19 protein-coding genes are annotated in these 20,535 nt (G+C 65.3%); 5 read left to right on the forward strand and 14 right to left on the reverse strand.

What is annotated here, in order from left to right; genetic code table 11:
• Positions 1–82: 82 nt before the first annotated feature.
• The 10 genes from ACVMB0_RS03705 to cysG all read right to left on the reverse strand — a co-directional run bounded on the left by ACVMB0_RS03705 (position 83) and on the right by cysG (position 9,507).
• Complete coding sequence (locus tag ACVMB0_RS03705; RefSeq protein WP_456752114.1) at positions 83–580, reverse strand: CAP domain-containing protein; 498 nt, start codon at positions 578–580, stop codon at positions 83–85.
• A gap of 187 nt (positions 581–767) precedes the next feature.
• Entirely contained in the window at positions 768–1,814 is a 1,047-nt protein-coding gene (locus tag ACVMB0_RS03710) for a sulfate/molybdate ABC transporter ATP-binding protein (RefSeq protein ID WP_461345348.1), read from the reverse strand.
• Positions 1,804–2,766: a sulfate ABC transporter permease subunit CysW gene (cysW, locus tag ACVMB0_RS03715; RefSeq protein WP_456797160.1), complete on the reverse strand. Its 963-nt coding sequence runs from the start codon at positions 2,764–2,766 to the stop codon at positions 1,804–1,806. Before cysW ends, ACVMB0_RS03710 begins: the two co-directional genes overlap by 11 nt.
• Positions 2,767–2,777: 11 nt before the next feature.
• Positions 2,778–3,584 carry a sulfate ABC transporter permease subunit CysT gene (cysT, locus tag ACVMB0_RS03720; protein ID WP_456756404.1) on the reverse strand — a complete coding sequence of 269 codons (807 nt, stop codon included), beginning with the start codon at positions 3,582–3,584 and terminating at the stop codon, positions 2,778–2,780.
• A gap of 62 nt (positions 3,585–3,646) precedes the next feature.
• Positions 3,647–4,636: a sulfate ABC transporter substrate-binding protein gene (locus tag ACVMB0_RS03725; RefSeq protein WP_461345349.1), complete on the reverse strand. Its 990-nt coding sequence runs from the start codon at positions 4,634–4,636 to the stop codon at positions 3,647–3,649.
• Positions 4,637–4,834: 198 nt separating this feature from the next.
• Positions 4,835–5,560, reverse strand: coding sequence for a phosphoadenylyl-sulfate reductase (locus ACVMB0_RS03730; protein WP_461345350.1), 726 nt, complete (start codon positions 5,558–5,560; stop codon positions 4,835–4,837).
• Complete coding sequence (locus tag ACVMB0_RS03735) at positions 5,557–6,072, reverse strand: DUF934 domain-containing protein (RefSeq protein ID WP_456752109.1); 516 nt, start codon at positions 6,070–6,072, stop codon at positions 5,557–5,559. The genes ACVMB0_RS03730 and ACVMB0_RS03735 overlap by 4 nt, the downstream gene beginning before the upstream one ends.
• A complete protein-coding gene (locus ACVMB0_RS03740; RefSeq protein ID WP_456752108.1) occupies positions 6,059–7,714 on the reverse strand; it encodes a nitrite/sulfite reductase in 1,656 nt (551 codons plus the stop codon). Before ACVMB0_RS03740 ends, ACVMB0_RS03735 begins: the two co-directional genes overlap by 14 nt.
• 27 nt (positions 7,715–7,741) lie before the next feature.
• Positions 7,742–8,059 (reverse strand): DUF2849 domain-containing protein, encoded by a 318-nt coding sequence (locus tag ACVMB0_RS03745; RefSeq protein ID WP_461345351.1) that lies wholly within the window; start codon positions 8,057–8,059, stop codon positions 7,742–7,744.
• The gene (cysG, locus tag ACVMB0_RS03750; protein ID WP_461345352.1) at positions 8,056–9,507 is read right to left on the reverse strand and encodes a siroheme synthase CysG; all 1,452 of its coding nucleotides are present in this window, start codon (positions 9,505–9,507) and stop codon (positions 8,056–8,058) included. The genes ACVMB0_RS03745 and cysG overlap by 4 nt, the downstream gene beginning before the upstream one ends.
• A gap of 247 nt (positions 9,508–9,754) precedes the next feature.
• Here cysG and cysD point away from each other — a divergent pair, with 247 nt between their 5' ends.
• Entirely contained in the window at positions 9,755–10,549 is a 795-nt protein-coding gene (gene cysD / locus ACVMB0_RS03755) for a sulfate adenylyltransferase subunit CysD (RefSeq protein WP_456752105.1), read from the forward strand.
• A gap of 48 nt (positions 10,550–10,597) precedes the next feature.
• Complete coding sequence (gene cysC / locus ACVMB0_RS03760) at positions 10,598–12,517, forward strand: adenylyl-sulfate kinase (RefSeq protein WP_461345353.1); 1,920 nt, start codon at positions 10,598–10,600, stop codon at positions 12,515–12,517.
• Positions 12,518–12,626: 109 nt separating this feature from the next.
• Here cysC and ACVMB0_RS03765 read toward each other — a convergent pair whose 3' ends face one another.
• Positions 12,627–13,628 (reverse strand): AraC family transcriptional regulator, encoded by a 1,002-nt coding sequence (locus ACVMB0_RS03765; protein WP_461345354.1) that lies wholly within the window; start codon positions 13,626–13,628, stop codon positions 12,627–12,629.
• Positions 13,629–13,708: 80 nt separating this feature from the next.
• On the opposite strand from ACVMB0_RS03765, the gene ACVMB0_RS03770 reads away from it, so the two are divergent.
• Complete coding sequence (locus ACVMB0_RS03770; RefSeq protein WP_461345355.1) at positions 13,709–14,944, forward strand: MFS transporter; 1,236 nt, start codon at positions 13,709–13,711, stop codon at positions 14,942–14,944.
• Between the two features lie 148 nt (positions 14,945–15,092).
• A complete protein-coding gene (locus ACVMB0_RS03775; RefSeq protein ID WP_461345356.1) occupies positions 15,093–17,255 on the forward strand; it encodes a malate synthase G in 2,163 nt (720 codons plus the stop codon).
• Positions 17,256–17,413: 158 nt separating this feature from the next.
• On the opposite strand, the gene ACVMB0_RS03780 is transcribed toward ACVMB0_RS03775, so the two are convergent.
• From ACVMB0_RS03780 to ACVMB0_RS03790, 3 genes are all read right to left on the reverse strand, one after another.
• On the reverse strand, positions 17,414–17,569 hold the full coding sequence (locus ACVMB0_RS03780) for a Thivi_2564 family membrane protein (protein ID WP_021076357.1): 156 nt from the start codon (positions 17,567–17,569) through the stop codon (positions 17,414–17,416).
• Positions 17,570–17,682: 113 nt separating this feature from the next.
• Positions 17,683–18,315: a DUF2865 domain-containing protein gene (locus tag ACVMB0_RS03785; protein WP_461345357.1), complete on the reverse strand. Its 633-nt coding sequence runs from the start codon at positions 18,313–18,315 to the stop codon at positions 17,683–17,685.
• Between the two features lie 27 nt (positions 18,316–18,342).
• Positions 18,343–19,173: a L,D-transpeptidase gene (locus ACVMB0_RS03790; RefSeq protein WP_461345358.1), complete on the reverse strand. Its 831-nt coding sequence runs from the start codon at positions 19,171–19,173 to the stop codon at positions 18,343–18,345.
• Between the two features lie 211 nt (positions 19,174–19,384).
• Between ACVMB0_RS03790 and ACVMB0_RS03795 the strand changes: the two genes are divergently transcribed.
• The gene (locus ACVMB0_RS03795; RefSeq protein ID WP_456752098.1) at positions 19,385–20,497 is read left to right on the forward strand and encodes an AI-2E family transporter; all 1,113 of its coding nucleotides are present in this window, start codon (positions 19,385–19,387) and stop codon (positions 20,495–20,497) included.
• Positions 20,498–20,535 lie beyond the last annotated feature (38 nt).

Here is a 20,535-nt window from a genome sequence, read left to right on the forward strand (position 1 = left end):
GTCAAAAATGACGTGAGCCGCACCGTGGCGGCTGTTCGCAGCCGCGTCAATCAGAGGTTAGATCACGCGGAATTTATCGAAATCAGGTTGCCGCCAAAATGAGCGTCCAGAACACCTTGTATTTGGTGTTGGGAGCATAGACGGCAGCGATGCCCATTTTTGTGACACCGCTCTTGAGCATATTGGCCTTGTGCGGCGGTGAATCGCGCCAGCCCGAAAACGCTTCCGCCAGCGTGTGATAGCCGGCCGAGATGTTCTCGACCGCGACGGTTGCGGGATAGCCGCCGGCCTCCAGCCGCTTGCCGAGCGGGGCCTTGACGTCATGGTCCATCTTGTTGCGGGCCGCCATCGCCTGGGACTGCTGCTCGGCGAGCCTGGTCAGCTCCGGATCCACCACGACGGTGCCAAGGCCGTTGTTCTGGCGGTATTGCGAAAACATGATCGCGGCCGCCTGGCTGTCCAGCACGGCGCCGGGCTGCGCCATGTTGAGATACATGGCCGGTTCTTCCGGGATTTTGGTGTCCGTGCCGCAGCCGGCAAGCACCAGAAGCCCGAACAGGGCGACCGTCGTTCGTTTCACTCTTGAAGACCCCCAAAGTTGGCCCGCCGTTGTTGCATACCAACCGTGGCTGAATGGTGAACAGGGGCTAACTTTTGGCTGCGAAATGCCGTCATTCCGGGGCGCGAAGCGAACCCGGAATCTCGAGATTCCGGGTCTCGTGCTGGCGCACGATCCCGGAATGACAGGGGTTGAAACCGTAACCCGACTACTGCGCGGCAAAGATCCGGTAGCGGCGGGGTTGCAGCGAGACGATTTCGCCGGCCTGGAGCTCGCGGTCACGGGGAGCGTCGATCTCGATCACGGTCTTGCCGTCGCTGCCCGAGAGCGCCACCTCGGCGCGCTGGATCGGGCCGAACGAACGGACATGCCGGATGGCGCCTTCCAGCACGCCGGTTCCGGCCGGGCCGACCGCCATGTCGTGGCGGCGGACGAACAACTTGGCCGCGCCGGACGCGGCGCCCAGCGCCGGAATATTCAGCGGACGGCCGTCGAGCCGCACCGCATCACCGGCCACATCGACCGGCAGCACGATGGATTCGCCGATGAAGCCGTGCACGAAGGCGGTCGCCGGATTGTCGTAGACGTCGCCGGGCGAGCCGATCTGCTCGATCTTGCCCTTGTCCATGACCACGACGCGGTTGGCGACTTCGAGTGCCTCCTCCTGGTCGTGCGTGACGAAGATCGAGGTGACGTGGATCTCGTTGTGCAGCGAGCGCAGCCATTGCCGCAGCTCCTTGCGCACCTTGGCATCGAGCGCGCCGAACGGCTCGTCGAGCAGCAGGATGCGTGGTTCGATGGCAAGCGCGCGCGCCAGCGCAATGCGCTGACGCTGGCCGCCGGACAATTGGCTGGGATAACGGTTGGCGAGCCAGTCGAGCTGCACCAGGTCGAGCAAATTCTTGACGCGGGCGCGGATCGTCGCCTCGTCCTTGCGGATCGCGCGCGGCTGCACGCGCAGACCGAACGCGACGTTCTCGAACACCGTCATGTGGCGGAACAGCGCGTAGTGCTGGAACACGAAGCCGACCTGGCGCTCGCTGGCGCCGCGCGACAGCGCGTTCTCGCCGTCGATCGCGACCTCGCCGGAGTCGGGCCAGTCGAGCCCTGCGATGATCCGCAGCAACGTGGTCTTGCCGGAACCGGACGGACCGAGCAGCGCCAGCAGCTCGCCGTCAGCGACCTTGAGATCGACATTGTCGAGCGCGGCAAAGCTGCCGAACCGCTTTACGATATTCTTGACTTCAATCGCCATCGGGCACCTCTGCCTCGTCGAGTCGCCGCTCGAGAATGGTTTTCGCCACCAGCGTGATCAGCGCCAGCATCGCGAGCAGCGATGCGATCGCGAACGACGCGACGAACTGATATTCGTTGTAGAGAATCTCGACCAAGAGCGGCATCGTGTTGGTCTCGCCGCGGATATGGCCCGACACCACCGACACCGCACCGAACTCGCCCATCGCGCGCGCGTTGCAGAGCAGGACGCCGTAGAGCAGGCCCCATTTGATGTTGGGCAGCGTGACGCGGAAGAAGGTCTGCAGGCCGGACGCGCCGAGCGAGATCGCGGCTTCCTCCTCCTGGGTGCCCTGCTCCTGCATCAGCGGAATCAGCGCCCGCGCCACGAACGGGAAGGTGACGAAGATCGTCGCCAGGGCGATGCCGGGCACCGCGAACAGGATGTGGACGTTGTGGGCCTGCAGCCACGGTCCGAAATAGCCCTGCGCGCCGAACAGCAACACATAGACCAGGCCCGAGATGACAGGCGAGACCGAGAACGGCAGGTCGATCAGCGTGATCAGGAAGGTCTTGCCGGTGAATTCGAATTTCGAGATCGCCCAGGCCGCGACCACGCCGAACACGAGATTGAGCGTGACCGAGATCGCGGCGATCAGGAGCGTCAGCTTGATCGCGGCAAGCGCCTCAGGCTCCGCCAGCGCCGCGACATAGGCGACGACGCCTTTCGAGAAGGCCGAGGCGAACACCACGACCAGCGGCAGCACGACGAAGATGCTGAGGAAGGTGATCGCGAGCGCGATGATGATCAAGCGGATCGGGCCCGGCTCGGTGCGCGGATTGCGGTGGGCCGTGACTGGGGTCGCGCGCGTGATCTCGAGCCGCGGCGCCGGCGCTGCGACGCTGACGTCGGTCGCGGGGGCGTAGGTCCGCAGTTGCGGCGTCGAGGTCACCAATCCCGTCTGCATCGACATCGCTCAAGACCTCAATGCACGGGGATGCGGGCCTGCGCCCAGCGCTGCAGCCGGTTGATCAGGAAGATGATCAGGAACGAGGCCACCAGCATCACGACCGCAATCGCGGTGGCATCGGCGTAGCGGAATTCGGACAACCGGATCACGATCAACAGCGGCGCGATCTCGGAGACGTTCGGGAGATTGCCGGCGATGAAGATCACCGAGCCGTATTCACCGATGGCGCGGGCAAAGGCCAGCGCGAATCCGGTAAGCAGCGCCGGGATCAGGCTCGGCAGGATGACGCGAAACACTGTGTGCCAGCGGCTGGCGCCGAGACTCGCCGCCGCCTCCTCGATCTCGGGATCGAGGTCGATCAGCACCGGCTGCACCGTGCGTACCACGAAGGGAATGCCGATGAAGATCATGGCGATGAAGATGCCGATCGGCGTGAACGCGACCTTGATGCCGAGCTCGGCGAGCGGCGCGCCGAGCCAGCCCTTTTGCGCAAACAGCTGCGTCAGCGCGACGCCGGCGACCGCCGTCGGCAACGCAAAGGGAATATCGACGATGGCATCGAACAGCCGCCGGCCGGGAAAGCGGTAGCGCACCAGCGCCCAGACGATGATGGTGCCCATCACCAGATTGACGCAGGCGGCGGCAAACGACAGCCCGAACGAAATCTTCAGGGCGTTCAGGGTGCGGCGGCTGGTGATGATGGCCCAGAACTGATCGAGGCTGAGCTCGAACGTCTTGAGGAACAGCGCGCCCAGCGGAATCAGGATGATGACGGAGAGCCAGGTCAGGGTCAGTCCCATGGTGAGACCGAACCCCGGCAGGGTACTGCGCCGTGCAACCGCTGTGCTCACTTGTCCCCCTGTTGAACCGGGCAATGGCTCGATCAGTTCTTGTAGATCTGATCGAAGATGCCGCCCTCGGCGAAGTGCTCCTTCTGCGCCTTGGTCCAACCACCGAAAACGTCGTCGATGGTGAAAAGTTCAACCTTGGCGAAGGATTTTTCGTACTCCTTGGCGATCTCGGGATCGCGCGGCCGGTAGGAGTTGCGCGCGGCGATCTCCTGGCCTTCCTTGGTGTACCAGTACTTCAGATAGGCTTCGGCAACCGCGCGGGTGCCCTTCTTGTCGGCAACGCTGTCGACCACCGCAACCGGCGGCTCGGCGAGGATCGACTGCGGCGGCGCCACGATCTCGAACTTGTCCGCGCCGAATTCGCGCAGCGCCAGGAAGGCCTCGTTCTCCCATGCCAGCAGCACGTCGCCGACGCCGCGCTCGACAAAGGTCACGGTCGAGCCGCGCGCGCCGGTGTCGAGCACCGGGACGTTCTGGTAGAGATCGGCGACGAATTTCTTCGCCTTGTCGGCCGAGCCGAACTTCTTCTGCGCATAGCCCCAGGCGGCGAGATAGTTCCAGCGGGCGCCGCCCGAGGTCTTCGGGTTCGGCGTGATCACGGCGACGCCGGGCTTGATCAGATCGTCCCAATCCTTGATGCCCTTCGGATTGCCCTTGCGCACCAGGAACACGATGGTCGAGGTGTAAGGCGAGGCGTTGAGCGGCAGCCGCTTCTGCCAGTCGGCCAGAAGCAGCCCCTTGCCCGCGATCGCGTCGATGTCATAGGCCAGCGCCAGCGTCACGACATCGGCCTGCAATCCGTCGATCACCGAGCGTGCCTGCGAGCCCGAGCCGCCATGCGACTGCTTGATCTCGACGCTCTTGCCGGTGTCCTTCTGATAGGCCGCGGCGAACGCCTTGTTGAAATCGACATAGAGCTCGCGCGTCGGATCGTAGGACACGTTGAGCAGCGAATAGTCGGCCGCAAAGGCCGAGCTCGCCCACAACAATCCCGCAACCAGCGGCAGCATACGACGGATCATTTCGGTCTCCATTCAACCTGAGAATGTCAGGGAACACGTCAGACATAACTCACGGTGAAGTGGCTTTAAGTCAACGAAACCGGTTTTCTTTGTTTTCGGCGGCGCAGCGCGCTTGTGCTACGAAGACGCCGCACCGCGAAGGCTTTGTCGCGTCGCCAAATCGCGATGAGAGTCATCGCGCCTTGGCCGGATCATGCTCTACGACATCTTCGTCGTGTGGATGCCGCACTCGGTCTTCGCCCGGCCACGCCAGCGGCCGTCGCGGGCGTCCTCGCCGGCGGCAGCCCGGCTCGAGCAAGGCATACACCCGACCGATTGATATCCCGATGCGACAAGAGGATGCGGCGGCAACTTGCCGAGCGTGTAGATCGCCTCGATCTCCTCGCGCGAGACGTTGGCGAACGGATTGAATTTCAGCCTGACGCCGTCGTCCTCGACCACGGGAATGTCGGCGCGGGCACCGCCCTGGAAGCGCTTGCGGCCGTTGATCCAGCCCGCGAACGGCTTCAGCGCGCGCGCCAGCGGCTCGACCTTGCGGATGCGGCAGCAGGCGTCGGGATCGCTGAACCACAGCTCGCGGTCCGGATCCTGGCGCACCAGCGCCTGCTCGTCGGGCTTGATCGAGCGCACATCGGTGAGGCCGAGCGTCTTGACCAGCGTGTCGCGGTAGGCCAGCGTCTCCTCGAACAGCCAGCCGGTGTCGAGGAAGACCACCGGGATCGCCGGATCGACATCCGCCATCACCTTGAGCAGCGCGGCGGATTCAGTGCCGAATGACGACACCAGCGCCAGCCGGTCGCGGCCGACCGTCTTGAGCGCGGCCGCGATCACCTCGGCAGGCGATGCGGTGCGCAACGCGCGATCGAGCCCATCGGCCGCCGGCAGGGCCGATGTCGCGGCGAGCTCTGGTGCAAGCGTGCTCACTGGCCGGCGCTCTCCGAGTGACGCAGCTGCATGCGGCGGTTGAGCGCGGTGACGCGGCCGTCGCCGGTCGGCTGATAGAACACCGAATAGCGCTTCATGGTCGCGGCGAACGCGTCCGCGTCGGCATCCTTCTTCACCTCGAAGGCGTCGAAGCCGGCGCGCGTCATGAATACGAACTGGTCGCGCAGGATCTGCCCCGTCGCGCGCAGCTCGCCGTCATAGCCATAGCGCTCGCGCAGCAGCCGGGCCTGGCTGTAGGCGCGGCCGTCGCGGAAGGTCGGAAACACCAGCGCGACCGAGGCGAGGCGATCGAGATGCGGCACGAGATCGTCGAGGTTGCGGTTGTTCGGCCAGATCACGCCGACCTTGCCGGCGCGGCGCAGCAGCGCCTCCGGATCGGCGAGGAAGCGCTCCGCCGTGACCAGCACCGCGCCGTCGCCCGGCAGCTCGGCGCCGTCGGCGACGTGGACGAACAGGTCGGTGATAATTCTTCCCTGCTTAACGAGTGGCATAGACCCGCTCCCTGATAGGCTCGACGCCCAGACGCTTCACCGTATCGACGAACAATTCCTCGGGACGGTCGCGCAGCGCGAGATAGGCTTCGACAATGTCTTCGATCACGTCGGCGACTTCCGCATAGGGAACGGCCGGGCCGATCAAGGTGCCCAATTGCGCGTTCTCGTCGGCGCGGCCGCCGATCGTAATCTGGTAGAATTCCTCGCCGTTCTTCTCGACGCCGAGAATGCCGATGTGGCCGACATGGTGATGGCCGCAGGCGTTGATGCAGCCGGAAATGTTGATGTGCAGCCGACCGATCAGGTCGGCGGTGTCGTGGTTGGCAAACCGGCGCGTCAGCTCCTGCGCGATCGGGATCGAGCGCGCATTGGCCAGCGAGCAGTAGTCCAGCCCCGGGCAGGCGATGATGTCGGTGACCAGATTGACATTCGGCGTCGCAAGCCCGAGCCGGTCGAGCGCCTTGAACAGGGCCGGCAGGTCGCGCTTGGCGACATGCGGCAGAGCCAGGTTCTGCTCGTGGCCGACACGGATCTCGCCGAACGAATATTTGTCGGCGAGGTCGGCGACCGCATCCATCTGCTCGGCGGTGGCATCGCCGGGCGGGCCGCCGACCGGCTTCAGCGACAGCGTCACGATCGAATAGCCCTGCACCTTGTGCGCAGCGACCGAGTTCTTGCGCCAGCGCTCGAACAGCGGATCATGCGCGGCCTGCTTCAGCTCATCCGGCATGTGCGGCAACTTTTCGTAAGGAGGGTAGGAGAAGCGCGAGCGGACCTCCTCGATGGCGGCATGATCGAGCGTCAGCCCGACATCGCCCATCGCCTTCCACTCCTCGTCGACCTCCTTGGCGAACTTCTCGATGCCGAGCTCGTGCACCAGGATCTTGATGCGCGCCTTGTAGATGTTGTCGCGGCGGCCGTACTGGTTGTAGACCCGCAGGATCGCCTCGATGTAGCTCAGGATGTCGCGGCCGGGAACGAACGGCTTGATGGTCTTGGCGATGAACGGGGTGCGGCCGAGGCCGCCGCCGACCAGCACCTCGAAGCCGGTCTCGCCGTCGGCGTTCTTGTGCAGCCTAAGCCCAATGTCGTGGATCTTGATCGCGGCGCGGTCATGTTCGGACGCCGTGATCGCGATCTTGAACTTGCGCGGCAGGAACGAGAATTCCGGATGCAGCGTGGTGTGCTGGCGGATCAATTCCGACCAGATCCGCGGGTCTTCGATCTCGCCCGGCGCGACGCCGGCCCACTGGTCCGAGGTGACGTTGCGCATGTTGTTGCCGGAGGTCTGCATCGCGTGGATGCCGACTTCGGCGAGGTCGGCCAGCGCGTCCGGCAGCTCGGCGAGCTTGATCCAGTTGAACTGGATGTTCTGCCGGGTGGTGAAATGGCCATAGCCGCGGTCGTAGCGGCGCGCGACATGGGCGAAGCGGCGCAGCTGCTTCGACGACAGCGTGCCGTAGGGGATCGCGACGCGGAACATGTAGGCGTGCAGCTGCAAATACACGCCGTTCTGCAAGCGCAGGATCTTGAATTCGTCCTCGGTGAGCTCGCCGGAGAGGCGGCGCTTCACCTGGTCGCGGAATTCCGAAACACGCTCGTTGATCAGCGTGCGGTCGAGTTCGTCATAAGCATACATGTTCGATGAGCCTTACGCGGGCGCGTCTTACGCGGGGACCTGGAGATCGATGGTGACGCCCTTGGCGCGGATCTGTTCGCGGAGGTTGCCGGGCCTGACCTTGCCGCCGTCCTTGAGCTCGACCGGCGCGATATAGGGGCCGACCGCGCCGACGTCGTCGGCGGTGGCCTCGGCGAGCAGCGCGCGGGCATCGTCGGAGGTGCTGACGATCGCGGAGTCCGAGAGTTCGGTGGACCAGCCTTGCTTGGCGGTTCGGTACACGACGGCGCCATCCCAGGTGCGGTTGGCGGTCACCACCGAGGGGCCCGTGATCCTGATTTTCTTCTGTTCGAGCGGAGAGGTCATTCGGCAGCTTTCAACAGTTCGGAGAACATCTGGTTGGAGAACAGTTGGGTGACGTTGGATCGGCTCCACGGCGCGGAGTGCGCGACCACGTCGCCGATGATGAGCACGGCGGGACCGCCATCAACCTGTTTGACGAGCTCGGGCAATCGCGCCAGCGTGCCGACCGCGGCCTTGGCGTCCGCCCGGGTCACGCGCGCGAACACGCCGACCGGCGTCTCCGGCGAGCGGCCCGCGGCCAGCATGCCTTCGCGGATCGCGGGCGCCGCGGTCATGCCCATGTAAACGACGACAGTCATCTTCTTGTCGGTCAGCACCGACCAGTCGACGACTTCGGCATCGCGCGCCTTGTGCGCGGTCAGGAAGGTGATGCGCAGCGCCTCGTGCCGGAAGGTCAGCGGCACCTCGAACTGCGCGGCCGCGCCGAGACCGGCGGAGACACCGGGAATAATGGCGTAAGCGACGCCGGCCTCACGCAGCGACTCGATCTCCTCGCCGCCGCGGCCGAAGATAAAGGGATCGCCGCCCTTCAGCCGCACCGCGCGCTGGCCGGACTGCGCGGCCTCGATCATCAGGCGGTTGATGGCATCCTGGCCGATGCCGGGCTTGCCGACGCGGCGGCCGACCGGGACCCGCGCTGCATCGCGGCGGATGCGGTCGAGAATTTCAGGCGACACCAGTTCGTCATAGAACACCACGTCGGCGTCCTGCAGCGCGCGCAACGCCTTCACCGTGAGCAGGTCCGGATCGCCGGGGCCGGCACCAACCAGCGTCACATGACCGACGGCTTTGCCTTGTGTATCGGCGCCGGCGAACGCGGCGGGATCGGTGATGGCGTTCAGCGCCTGCTCGGCCTCGTCGTTGCGGCCGGCCAGCACCAGCGCGCCGATCGGGCCGTCGATAATGCGCTCCCAGAAACGGCGACGCAGCGGAAACTCCTCGATGCGCGCGTGCATCGCCTTACGGAAGCGGCCGATGAAGCCGGCGAGATCGCCGATCCGCGCCGGCAGCACCGCCTCGATCTTCTCGCGGATGCGGCGCGCCACCACCGGCGACGTGCCGCCGGTGCCGACCGCGACCACGACATCGCCGCGATCGACGATCGCCGGCATGATGAAGGTGGAATGCACGAGGTCGTCCATCACATTGACCGGCAGGCCAATCGCCTTGGCGCGCACCGACATCGCAATACCGATGTCACCGGCGCCGGCGCAGAGCACGGCGATGATATCGGACAGATCGGCTGCGAGCGGATCGCCCTCGGCGCACTCGATGCGCGCGGCGTCCTCGGCCGAGATGCCGGCAAGCTCGTGATCGCCGTCGGTCGCGTACCAACGCATGGCGGCGCCGGCAGCCGCGAGCAGCCGCAACTTGGCGCGCACCAGCTCGCCCGCTCCAACGAGCAGCACCTTGCCGCTTTGCAGATCCAGAAACACCGGCAGATATCGCATCAGACACTCGCTTCCCCAATTTGGGGGTTGACTGAAATTATTTTCTATTTATCTCTCGATCAAGCCCAGCAAAGAGAAAATTATTTCTTCTCTATTGCAGCGCAACTTTAGAATTTTCAACTCCACAGGCCAAGGCCAAGAGATGCATCTTCTCGACAACGAATCCGCCGCTGCCGGAACGCGTTCCGCAGCTCTTGGTCAAGCATCTTCCGTGCCGGGAATTTCGGCCGATCCGGCGCCCCCGACAATGGATCATCTCGATGAGCTCGAGGCCCAGAGCATCTACATCCTGCGCGAGGCGTTCGCCCGGCTGAAAAAGCTCGCGCTGCTGTGGTCGCTCGGCAAGGATTCCAACGTGATGATCTGGCTGGCGCGCAAGGCGTTCTTCGGCCGCGTCCCGTTCCCCGCGCTGCATGTTGATACCGGCAAGAAGTTTCCGGAGATGTATGCGTTCCGCGACCGCTTCGGAAAGGAATGGGACCTCGATTTGCGCGTCGAGCCCTGCCCGCCGATCGACAGTGTCGACCCGACCCTGCCGCCGGCCGCGCGTTCCGCCGCACGCAAGACCGAGGGCCTGAAGCTCGCACTCAATAAGTACGGCTTCGACGGACTGATCGCCGGCATCCGCCGCGACGAAGAGGCAACGCGCGCCAAGGAGCGCGTGTTCTCGCCGCGCGGCACCGAAGGCGGATGGGACGTCCGCGACCAGCCGCCGGAATTCTGGGACCAGTTCAACGCCTCGCCGCCGCAGGGCGCGCACCTACGTATCCATCCGATCCTGCATTGGACCGAGGCCGACATCTGGGCCTACACCAAGCGCGAAGGCATTCCGATCATCCCGCTCTATCTCGCCAAGGACGGCAAGCGTTACCGCTCGCTGGGGGATCAGGACATCACCAACCCGGTCGCCTCCACCGCCTCCAACATCGACGAGATCCTCGCCGAACTCGACGCCACCAGGATCCCGGAGCGCGCCGGCCGTGCGCTCGACCACGAGACCGAGGATGCGTTCGAGCGGCTGCGTGTCGCCGGCTATCTCTGATCAACACTCACCGCAACTGTTGGCTTCCCACTTCGTGCGAGCGTTCCGATGAACATGATCCTTCCTACCGCCTCGATCTCGGCAACGCCCAACGGCACGACGCGGCCGCAAGTGCGCATCGTCATCGTCGGCCATGTCGATCACGGCAAGTCGACGCTGGTCGGGCGCCTGCTGCATGAGACCGGCAGCCTGCCGGACGGCAAGCTGGAAATGCTGAAGGCGGTCAGCGCGCGGCGCGGCATGCCGTTCGAATGGTCGTTCCTGCTCGACGCGTTGCAGACCGAGCGCGACCAGGGCATCACCATCGACACCACCCAGATCCGCTTCCGCACCCGCTCGCGCGACGTCGTGCTGATCGACGCACCCGGCCACGCCGAGTTCCTGCGCAACATGATCACCGGCGCCTCGCAGGCCGACGGCGCGGTGCTGATTATCGACGCGCTGGAAGGCGTGCGCGACCAGACCCGCCGCCACGGCTATCTCTTGCATCTGCTCGGCGTGAAGCAGGTCGCGATCGTCGTCAACAAGATGGACCGCGTCGATTTCTCTGCCGACCGCTTCAAGGAGATCAGCGACGAGATTTCGGCGCATCTGATCGGCCTCGGCGTGACGCCGACCGCGGTGATCCCGATCTCGGCGCGCGACGGCGATGGCGTCGCCGAGCGCACGGCGCGGATCGACTGGTACAAGGGCGCGACGGTGGTCGAGGCGCTCGACGCGCTGGAGCCGGCGCGCCCGCTGGTGGAGTTGCCGCTGCGGCTGCCGGTGCAGGCGATCTACAAGTTCGATGACCGCCGCATCGTGGCCGGCCGCATCGAGTCCGGCAGCCTGAAGGCTGGCGACGAGATCGTCATCATGCCTGCGGGCAAGATCGCCAGCATCAAGACGGTCGAGAGCTGGCCGGTGACGCCGCTGCACGGCCCGCACGGCGCCGGGCGCTCGGTCGGCATCACGCTCGACCGCGAATTGTTCCTCGAACGCGGCGACATCATCGGACATGCCGGGCAGAGCCCGCGCGACACCCGCCGCATCCGCGCCCGGATCTTCTGGCTGCACGACAAGCCGCTGACCAAGGGCGAGCAGATCCTGATCCGGCTCGGCACCAAGGAAAGCCGCGCCACCGTGGTCGCGATCGAGAAGGCGGTCGACCCCGGCGCGCTGTCCAACGAAGAGAACACCGCGATCGCGCGCAACCATGTCGGCGAGATCGACATCTCACTGGCACAGCCGGTCGCGACCGATCCCTACACCGACAATCCCCGCACCGGCCGCCTGGTGATCGAGGTCAATGGCCGGATCGCCGGTGGCGGCCTGGTGCTGTCGGTCGACGCCGGCCGGCCCGCGGTGCCGGTCGATATCGTGCCGGTGGAATCTGCGCTGCGGCCGGACGAGCGCTCGGCGCGCTACCACCACAACGGCGCGGTGGTCTGGCTGACCGGCCTGCCCGGCTCGGGCAAGTCGACCCTGGCGCGCGCGCTCGAACGCCGCCTGTTCGGCAATGGCGGCTCGCCGATCCTGCTCGATGGCGACACCGTCCGCGCCGGGCTGAACAGCGATCTCGGCTTCTCGCCGCAGGATCGCGCCGAAAATATCCGCCGCCTCGCCGAGGTCGCGACCCATCTGGCACGCAACGGCCATATCGCGATCGTCGCCGCGGTGTCGCCGTCGGCTGCCGACCGCGCGGTTGCGCGCCGCATCGCCGACAGCGCGTTCCGCGAAGTCTATGTCGCGACACCTGCCGAGGTCTGCGAGACCCGCGATCCCAAGGGCCATTATGCCAAGGCCCGCTCCGGCGGATTGCCGTCCTTTACCGGCATCACCAATGACTATCAGCCTCCGACCGGCAACGAACTGACGATCGACACCTCGAACCGCTCGGTCAGTGACGCCACCGACGAGATCGAGCGGATGCTGGCCACCACCGGCATCCTGTTCGATGAGCTGACCGACCTGGCGGCGAATATCTGACTCGCTGTTGCAGCGACGGCAATTCCTGAGCCGATGAGCCGCGGCGTACTGGATGCCCCGCTTGAAGCGGGGCATGACGGCGGTGTCAAAAAACCGATCCGGTTGATGCCTATTCCGCCGCGCGTTGGCTTCCAACCGCGTGCCGCAGCATCCCCGGCGATCGCCCGGTGACACGCTTGAACGCGCGGCTGAAGGCTGCCTGCGACGCATAGCCGAGCCGTTGTGCGATCAGATCGATCGGCTGCCGCTCATGCTCGATCCACTGCGTCGCAAGGCGCATGCGCAGTTCGGCAAGGTAGCGCAGCGGCGATTGCCCGGTCATCGATTGGAAGCGCTCGGCGAACAGCGAGCGTGAGCAGCCTGCCTCCGCCGCCAGTTCGGCCACCGTCCAGTTGCGGCCGGGCGCCCGGTGCAGCGCGCCGAGGGCGCGGCCGAGACGCGGATCACGCAATGCCTCGAACCAGCCGACGGCGTTGTCGCCGCCGCATTCGACCCAGCCTCGCACGATCGACGCGGCGAGCACATCGGCCAGCCGCGCGGTGACACCGACGGAGCCGGCGCGCGGCGTGCAGGTCTCCCGCTCCATCGCCTTCAGCATCGGTTCGATCTCCGGCTGGCGCACAAGCAACGTGTCGGCCCGCATCACCTCCGGCATCAGCGCGATGAGCGGGCGCATGCCGCCAAGGTCGAAATTCATGCAGGCGCTGAAGATCAGGACCGATTCGTCTTGAGAACATCCTTCGGGACAGGCCGACGTCACATCGACGTTGCCGCACAGCGTCTCGGTCTTGAAACGCTCGACGTCGCAACTCGGCTCGTCCGCTGCCGAGACGAGATCATGCGCGCCGCCGCGCGGCAGGAAAATCGCGTCACCGCATCCAAGCGGCAGCAGCGTCGCATCGGCGTAGCGCAGCAGCGCCGTGCCATGCGCGACGAAATGGAATTGTGCGCGTCCGTATGGCGTTTCAAAGCGCAGACCGAAAGGCGCCCTCGTCTGGATCCGGCGGTAGTAAACGCCCTCAAGCCGCATGCCGAGCAGCAATTCGCTGACCAGATCGATGGCGGCGCTAGTCGTATCGGCGACACGTGATTTGGACGATCGATCAAACATTGGAGCGTTTATGGCATAGATTGTCCAAAACCTCCAGACTATGTCTGCGGCAACGCAGCATAAAATGGAAGTTTTGGTCGATGGATCAAGAACTGGACCCGGCTCTGGCGCACACCGATGTGGTTGCGCCAGTGCCGCGCGACGTCGCGCTTGAGACGCTCCCCTCGGAAGCGCCCGCCTGGGGCGCGGTCGCCGCCATGATGCTGGGCGTCACCGCGCTTCTGACGGCGGAGTTCCTGCCGTCCGGATTGCTGACGCCGATGGCCAGGGATCTCGGCGTGAGCCCAGGGCTGGCCGGTCAGGCGGTGACGACGACCTCGCTCGCCGGCCTGGTCGGCGCGTTGTTCACGCCGACACTGACACGCAACTTCAATCGAAAGCCGGTGCTGCTCAGTTTCGCTGTTCTTCTGGCCGTCTCCAATTTGCTGGTGGCACTGGCGCCGAACATCACCTTCCTGCTCACGGCGCGGATCGTGCTCGGTCTTGCCCTCGGCGGCTTTTGGGCGATGGCGGCCGCGACGACGATCCGACTGGTGCCAACCCCGCTGGTGCCACGCGCCCTGTCGATCGTGATGAGCGGCGTTCCCGCCGCGATGATCATCGCCGTGCCGCTTGGCAGCTATCTCGGCGAGGTGATGAGCTGGCGTGCCGTGTTCCTGCTGGCGACGGCATTTGCCGGACTGGTGTTCGTCGTGCAGGCAGTGGTCCTGCCGCGTCTGGCGCCAAGGGGAGAAGCCGGGCTCGGCACCTTGATCGAGATTCTGTCGCGGCCGGGGATCGGCGCCGGCATCCTGGCGGCCACCTTGGTCTTCACCGGACATTTCGCTTATTTCGGCTACATCCGTCCCTTCCTCGAAAACGTGACCGGGCTCAGCGCCGCCGGCGTCGCCGCGACGTTGCTCGCCTTCGGCGTCGCCAACTACCTCGGCTCCTTCGTGAGCGGCCTGCTGGCTGAGCGCAAACTCAAGCTCACGCTGATCGCGATGCCGCTCGCCATCAGCCTGGTCGGTCTGTTGCTCGCAGCCTACGGCAAGGACGTGGTGCCGGCTCTGGTGCTGGTCGCGCTCTGGGGCCTCGCCTTCAGCGGCGTGCCGGTCGCGACGACGACCTGGATCACCCGGATGGTGCCCGACGAGACCGAAAGCGGGACCGGAATGACCGTGGCCTCGATCTTCCTCGGCATCACCACCGGTGCGGCGGGCGGCGGGCTGGTCCTTGACCTGATGGGCGCGCCGGCGGTGTTCATGGCGGGCGCAATTCCCCTGTTGCTCGCCGTGTTGCTGATCGCCGCCAGGGTGCGGACCAGGCTGCCCTGACCTCCGCGCCTGAAGGTACTGGCAGGGGCCTTCTCAGAGCCGTGGCTTTAAGGCTAAAAGGGCCGTGAACGCGGCCCTTTGGCGCGTTTTTTGCTGATTTCTTTCGAAAACAGCGCCTAAACGCCCCATTTCTTTGAGAAAGCCCATCATGACTCGTGTCGATGCCCATGGATTGAAGATCGCCCCTGTCCTGTTCGATTTCATCGCCAAGGAGGCGACGCCGAAAACCGGGATCGCGCCCGACGCGTTCTGGGCAGGACTGGCCGCCATCCTCCAGAAGCTCGGCCCGAAGAACCGCGAGCTGCTCGCGGTCCGCGACACGCTGCAGGCCAAGATCGACGAGTGGCATCGCGCCAACAAGGGCAAGGCGTTCGACATCAACGCCTACACCGCGTTCCTCAAGGAGATCGGCTATCTGCTGCCGGAGCCCGCGACGCACAAGGTCGAGACCGCCAATGTCGACGAGGAAATCGGCAAGATCTGCGGTCCGCAGCTGGTGGTGCCGCTGACCAACGCCCGTTACGCGCTGAACGCCGCCAACGCGCGCTGGGGTTCGCTGTACGACGCCTTCTACGGCACCGACGCGATCCCGCATGATCCGAGCGACAGCGGCAAGGGTTACAACAAGGCGCGCGGCGACAAGGTGATCGCGAAGGCCAAGGCGTTCCTCGATGCGGCCGTGCCGCTTGCGACCGGAAGCCACACCGACGTGACCTCCTACGCCGTGATCGCAGGCCAGCTCTCGGTCAAGCTGAAGAGCGGCAACTCGACCGCGCTGAAGGACGGCGCCCAGTTCGCCGGCTATCTGGGCGATGCCGCCCAGCCCACCGCGATCCTGCTCGTCAACAACGGCATGCATGTCGAGGTCAAGATCGACCGCAACAACGTCATCGGCAAGGACGACCCGGCCGGCGTTGCCGACATGATCCTGGAATCGGCGGTCTCCACCATTCTCGACATGGAAGACTCGGTCGCCGCGGTCGACGCCGAAGACAAGGTGCTGGTCTATCGCAACACGCTCGGCCTGATGAACGGCACGCTGTCGGCCGATTTCGACAAGGGCGGCAAGACGCTGACGCGTTCGCTCAATGCCGACCGCGTTTACAAGAAGCCCGACGGCAGCGAGCTGAAGCTGCACGGCCGCAGCCTGCTGTTGATGCGCAATGTCGGCCACCACATGTTCACCGACGCCGTGCTCGACGCCAAGGGCGAGGAGATTCCGGAAGGCATCCTGGACGCCGCCGTGGCCGGCCTGCTCGCGATCCACGACCTCAAGGGCAATTCCAAGGTCAAGAACAGCCGCACCGGCTCGGCCTATATCGTCAAGCCGAAGATGCACGGCCCCGACGAGGTGACGCTGACCTGCGACCTGTTCGCAGAGGTCGAGAAGATGCTCTCTCTGCCGGAAAACACGCTGAAGGTCGGCATCATGGACGAGGAGCGCCGCACCACGGTCAACCTCAAGGCCTGCATCCAGCGCGCTTCCAAGCGCATCATGTTCATCAACACCGGCTTCCTCGACCGCACCGGCGACGAGATCCACACCTCGATGGAAGCGGGTCCGATGATCCGCAAGAACGACATGAAGGCGCAGCCGTGGATCAAGGCGTATGAGGACTGGAACGTCGACAACGGCCTGATCGATGGCCTGCCCGGCCACGCCCAGATCGGCAAGGGCATGTGGGCTGCGCCCGACAAGATGGCCGACATGCTGGCCCAGAAGATCGGCCATCCGCAGGCCGGCGCCACCACCGCCTGGGTGCCGTCGCCGACCGCAGCCACGCTGCACGCGCTGCACTATCACCAGGTCAACGTGATCGCGCGGCAGCAGGAGCTCGCCAAGGGCGGGCCGCGCGCCAAGCTCTCCGACATCCTCACCATTCCGGTGTCGCAGTCGAACTGGGCGCCCGACGACGTCAAGCAGGAGATCGACAACAATTGCCAGGGCATCCTCGGCTATGTCGTGCGCTGGATCGACCAGGGCGTCGGCTGCTCCAAGGTGCCGGACATCCACGATGTCGGCCTGATGGAAGACCGCGCCACGCTTCGCATCTCGAGCCAGCATCTGGCCAACTGGCTGCATCAGGGCGTCATCACCAAAGATCAGGTGATGGAATCGCTGAAGCGCATGGCCGTCGTGGTCGACAAGCAGAACGCCGGCGATGCCCTCTACAAGCCGATGGCGCCGTCATTCGATGGCGTCGCCTTCAAGGCGGCCTGCGACCTGATCTTCGAAGGCCGCACCCAGCCGAACGGCTACACCGAATACATCCTCACCGCGCGCCGCCGCGAGGCCAAGGCCGCGGGTTGATCGCGACGACAAGCAAAAGCCCCGGCGACGAGCCGGGGCTTTTTTTGTTGGCGATGCACCGCCATCTCCACGTCATTGCGAGCGAAGCGAAGCAATCCATGCTTCAGCATAACGGATAGATGGATCGCTTCGTCGCTTCGCTCCTCGCGATGACGAAGCTAGAACACCGCGAGGTATTTCAACAGCGAGACGATGCCGATGATGATGACGACGACGCGCGCGATCTGCTTGGCGCGACCGTCGAGCGGCAGCATGTTGATGAGATAAAGAACGAGAATAATAACAAGGAAAGTGACGAGTACGCCGACGAGCATGCGGGGCCCCCTGATGGCATCGGTGAATGTGCTGTTCGCGTGTTGCTAACGTTCAGGAGGAAGGTCGGTTCCGCGCCAGGAACCGAAAGTGACCCCGCTTCGTGCAAGCGGCGCTACTCGCGCGCCACCACTGCTGGCTGGCCATATTTGGCGCGGATACGCTCCGGCGCCGGCGTGAAGTTGAGAGAGGCGCCACGCCGGTCCGGACGGTTGACCGACATCAAGCCATCCTTGCCGGCGACGATATCGCCCTTGCGCAAGGTTGGGTCGTCCTCGATCTTCACGGCGGCGAGTCCGACCGGATCCTTGCCGTTGCAGGTGCAGCCCGCGACGATCGCGTCGCGATAGCGGTATGCGTTCGGCAGCTCGGAATACGGCTTGCCGTCTTCGGTCGTGGCATTGTCGATATTGCCGCCGTAAACCACTTCGGTGGCGCTGGCCGGGCAGAAGCTGTTGCAGCTTTCCGCTTTGCTCTGGCTGCCGGTCGTGGCCAGCGGGAAATAACGGCCGTCGCAGGTCCGCACGCAATAGGCCTGGCCGCCATCATAGCGCGCGCGACGCTCCGTCCGCGGCACCATCGGTGCGGGGCCGTCGTCGAACGGCATGCGGATCATCGGCGGGCGGCCTTGCATCAGGCCGCCGAACAGGTGCGAGAAGAAATCCTGGGCCTGCGCCGCGGGCGCAAGGGACAGGCCGAGCAATGCCGCCGTCCCAAACGCCCACCGCCTCGCATCTCGCTTTGCCATCACCGACCCTCTGTACGACGCCGATCGTCAATACAACGAGGAAGTCGCCGGGATGTTCATCGCCTGACGGCCGGACGGCAGCGTCATGACAGCGGGCCGCGGCTGCCCCGGCGCCGCGCGGACCGAGATCTGCGTCGTGGCCGGGCCGAGCTCGCGCGCGGCGAGGTGCGGCGCGTTCTTCGGCAGCACCACGACCTTGGTGCCGACATCGACCCGGCTGAACAGGTCGGAAACGTCCTCATTGGTCAGGCGGATACAGCCCGACGAGACGAACTTGCCGATCGTCGTGGGATCGTTGGTGCCGTGGATGCGGTACTCGCTCGAACCGAGATACATCGCGCGCGCGCCGAGCGGGTTGCCCGGGCCGCCGGCCATGAAGCGCGGCAGATAGGGCTGGCGCTTGATCATCTCGGCCGGCGGATGCCAGTCCGGCCACTCGGCCTTGCGGCTGATCGTCTGGGTGCCGGCCCAGGTGAAGCCCTCGCGGCCGACGCCGACGCCGTAGCGGATCGCCCGGCCGCCGCCGAGCACGTAATAGAGCGCGGTGTTGCCGGTATCGATGATGACGGTGCCGGGCGCCTCCGACGTGTTGAGCGCCACGATGGTGCGGCGCAGCCGCTCCGGCAGTGCGCCGTCCTCGGGGGCTTCAGTCGAGGGATTGGTCATCGCCTCGTCGGACGGGAAAGCGCCCGGCTGCGTCGAGGCATAGCCGAGCGCAGACGAGCTGACTTGGGCATTCGCCGTGGTGGTGACAACGAACGGCGTCACGAACAGTGCGCCGGCGAAAGCAAGAGTGCGAGCATGGGTGCGCGGAACGCGCGACGCAAGCCGGCGGCTGGAGAGAGACGGATGTGTCATGTGCTGCCCCTGGACGGGATCCGCATCGTGGTGATGCGATGCCAGGCCAACGCGCATGGCCGCCAGAGAGTTCCGCCGCGAATCGTCGCGAAGTCGCGATTGTCAACCCACCACGTCTCACGAACCCGCGATGGAACCTTCGCCGGGACAACGTCGTTGTCACGCGCAATTTGATAGGAAATTCATTCGTCCTCGTGCGGGAGGGAATCGGGTGCGCGCCTTTCCGGGTGAAAGTCTGCTTGGCCATGCGCCCGAAGGCACGCCCCTCCCCGACAGCAAAGCCGAGTTGCCACCGGTCGTCAGCCGCGCCGAGGTCGTCGCCTTTGCGCTGGTCGCATTGCTGGTCATTGTCATCGTCGGCGTGCTCTATCTGGCGCGCGCCTTCTTCCTCCCGATCACCATGGCTTTCATCGTCGGCACCATGCTGTCGCCGGCGGCGAGCCTGCTCGAGCGTTACCGGATTCCGCGCGCGCTCGGTGCGGTGCTGCTTGTGATCGCGGTCGGCACCGCGGTCGCCTTCATGGTCGGACTGATCGCCTCTCCCGTGATGGAATGGAGTTCGCGGCTGCCCGAGCTCGGCGCAATCCTGAGGCAGAAGCTGCACGTGTTCGACCGGCCGCTTGCGCTGTGGCAGGAATTGCAGAGCATGGTCGGCGGCTCCGATACGCTCGCCAGCTTCCAGTTGCCGAAATTCGAATGGGTGCAACCGACGCTGGAATTCCTGTCGCCGACGTTCGCCGAATTCCTGCTGTTCATCGCCACCCTGATCCTGTTCATCGCGGGCTGGAAGGATCTGCGCCGCGCACTGGTGATGACTTTCAGCGAACGCGAGGCACGGCTGCGCGCGCTGCGGATCCTCAACGAGGTCGAGGTCCATCTCGGAAATTACCTGCTGACGGTGACCATGATCAATATCGGCGTCGGCATCGTCACCGGCGCGATCTGCGCGGTGACCGGCATGCCCAATCCGGCGGGGCTCGGCGCACTCGCGGCGACGCTGAACTTCATTCCGATCATCGGCCCGGTCGCGATGTTCCTCGTGCTGGTGGTGGTCGGCATCATCTCCTCGCCGACGATCGGCGCGGGACTGATCGCACCAGCCTGTTTTACCGTCGTGACCTTCATGGAAGGACATTTCGTGACGCCGACGATCGTCGGTCGCAGGCTGTCGCTGAACGCGCTCGCGGTCTTCCTCGCGCTTGCATTCTGGACCTGGCTGTGGGGGCCGATGGGCGCCTTCCTGTCGTCGCCGCTCTTGATCGTCGCGTTGATCGTCAAAGAGCATTTGATGCCGGTCAATTCGCCGCAGCTGCCTGAAGGGTAACCACGGTTTCGCGCCTGGAACTTTGTGAGATGCGGGGC

Source organism: Bradyrhizobium sp. USDA 4451 (genome assembly GCF_054822585.1).

Excerpts from the sequence above, each read along its gene's own strand:
- ACVMB0_RS03710 (WP_461345348.1), bottom strand. The coding sequence starts at position 1,814 with ATGGCGATTGAAGTCAAGAATATCGTAAAGCGGTTCGGCAGCTTTGCC.
- cysW (WP_456797160.1), bottom strand. The coding sequence starts at position 2,766 with ATGTCGATGCAGACGGGATTGGTGACCTCGACGCCGCAACTGCGGACC.
- ACVMB0_RS03725 (WP_461345349.1), bottom strand. The coding sequence starts at position 4,636 with ATGATCCGTCGTATGCTGCCGCTGGTTGCGGGATTGTTGTGGGCGAGC.
- ACVMB0_RS03735 (WP_456752109.1), bottom strand. The coding sequence starts at position 6,072 with ATGCCACTCGTTAAGCAGGGAAGAATTATCACCGACCTGTTCGTCCAC.
- ACVMB0_RS03740 (WP_456752108.1), bottom strand. The coding sequence starts at position 7,714 with ATGTATGCTTATGACGAACTCGACCGCACGCTGATCAACGAGCGTGTT.
- ACVMB0_RS03745 (WP_461345351.1), bottom strand. The coding sequence starts at position 8,059 with ATGACCTCTCCGCTCGAACAGAAGAAAATCAGGATCACGGGCCCCTCG.
- cysG (WP_461345352.1), bottom strand. The coding sequence starts at position 9,507 with ATGCGATATCTGCCGGTGTTTCTGGATCTGCAAAGCGGCAAGGTGCTG.
- cysD (WP_456752105.1), top strand. The coding sequence starts at position 9,755 with ATGGATCATCTCGATGAGCTCGAGGCCCAGAGCATCTACATCCTGCGC.
- cysC (WP_461345353.1), top strand. The coding sequence starts at position 10,598 with ATGAACATGATCCTTCCTACCGCCTCGATCTCGGCAACGCCCAACGGC.
- ACVMB0_RS03765 (WP_461345354.1), bottom strand. The coding sequence starts at position 13,628 with ATGTTTGATCGATCGTCCAAATCACGTGTCGCCGATACGACTAGCGCC.
- ACVMB0_RS03770 (WP_461345355.1), top strand. The coding sequence starts at position 13,709 with ATGGATCAAGAACTGGACCCGGCTCTGGCGCACACCGATGTGGTTGCG.
- ACVMB0_RS03775 (WP_461345356.1), top strand. The coding sequence starts at position 15,093 with ATGACTCGTGTCGATGCCCATGGATTGAAGATCGCCCCTGTCCTGTTC.
- ACVMB0_RS03780 (WP_021076357.1), bottom strand. The coding sequence starts at position 17,569 with ATGCTCGTCGGCGTACTCGTCACTTTCCTTGTTATTATTCTCGTTCTT.
- ACVMB0_RS03785 (WP_461345357.1), bottom strand. The coding sequence starts at position 18,315 with ATGGCAAAGCGAGATGCGAGGCGGTGGGCGTTTGGGACGGCGGCATTG.
- ACVMB0_RS03790 (WP_461345358.1), bottom strand. The coding sequence starts at position 19,173 with ATGACACATCCGTCTCTCTCCAGCCGCCGGCTTGCGTCGCGCGTTCCG.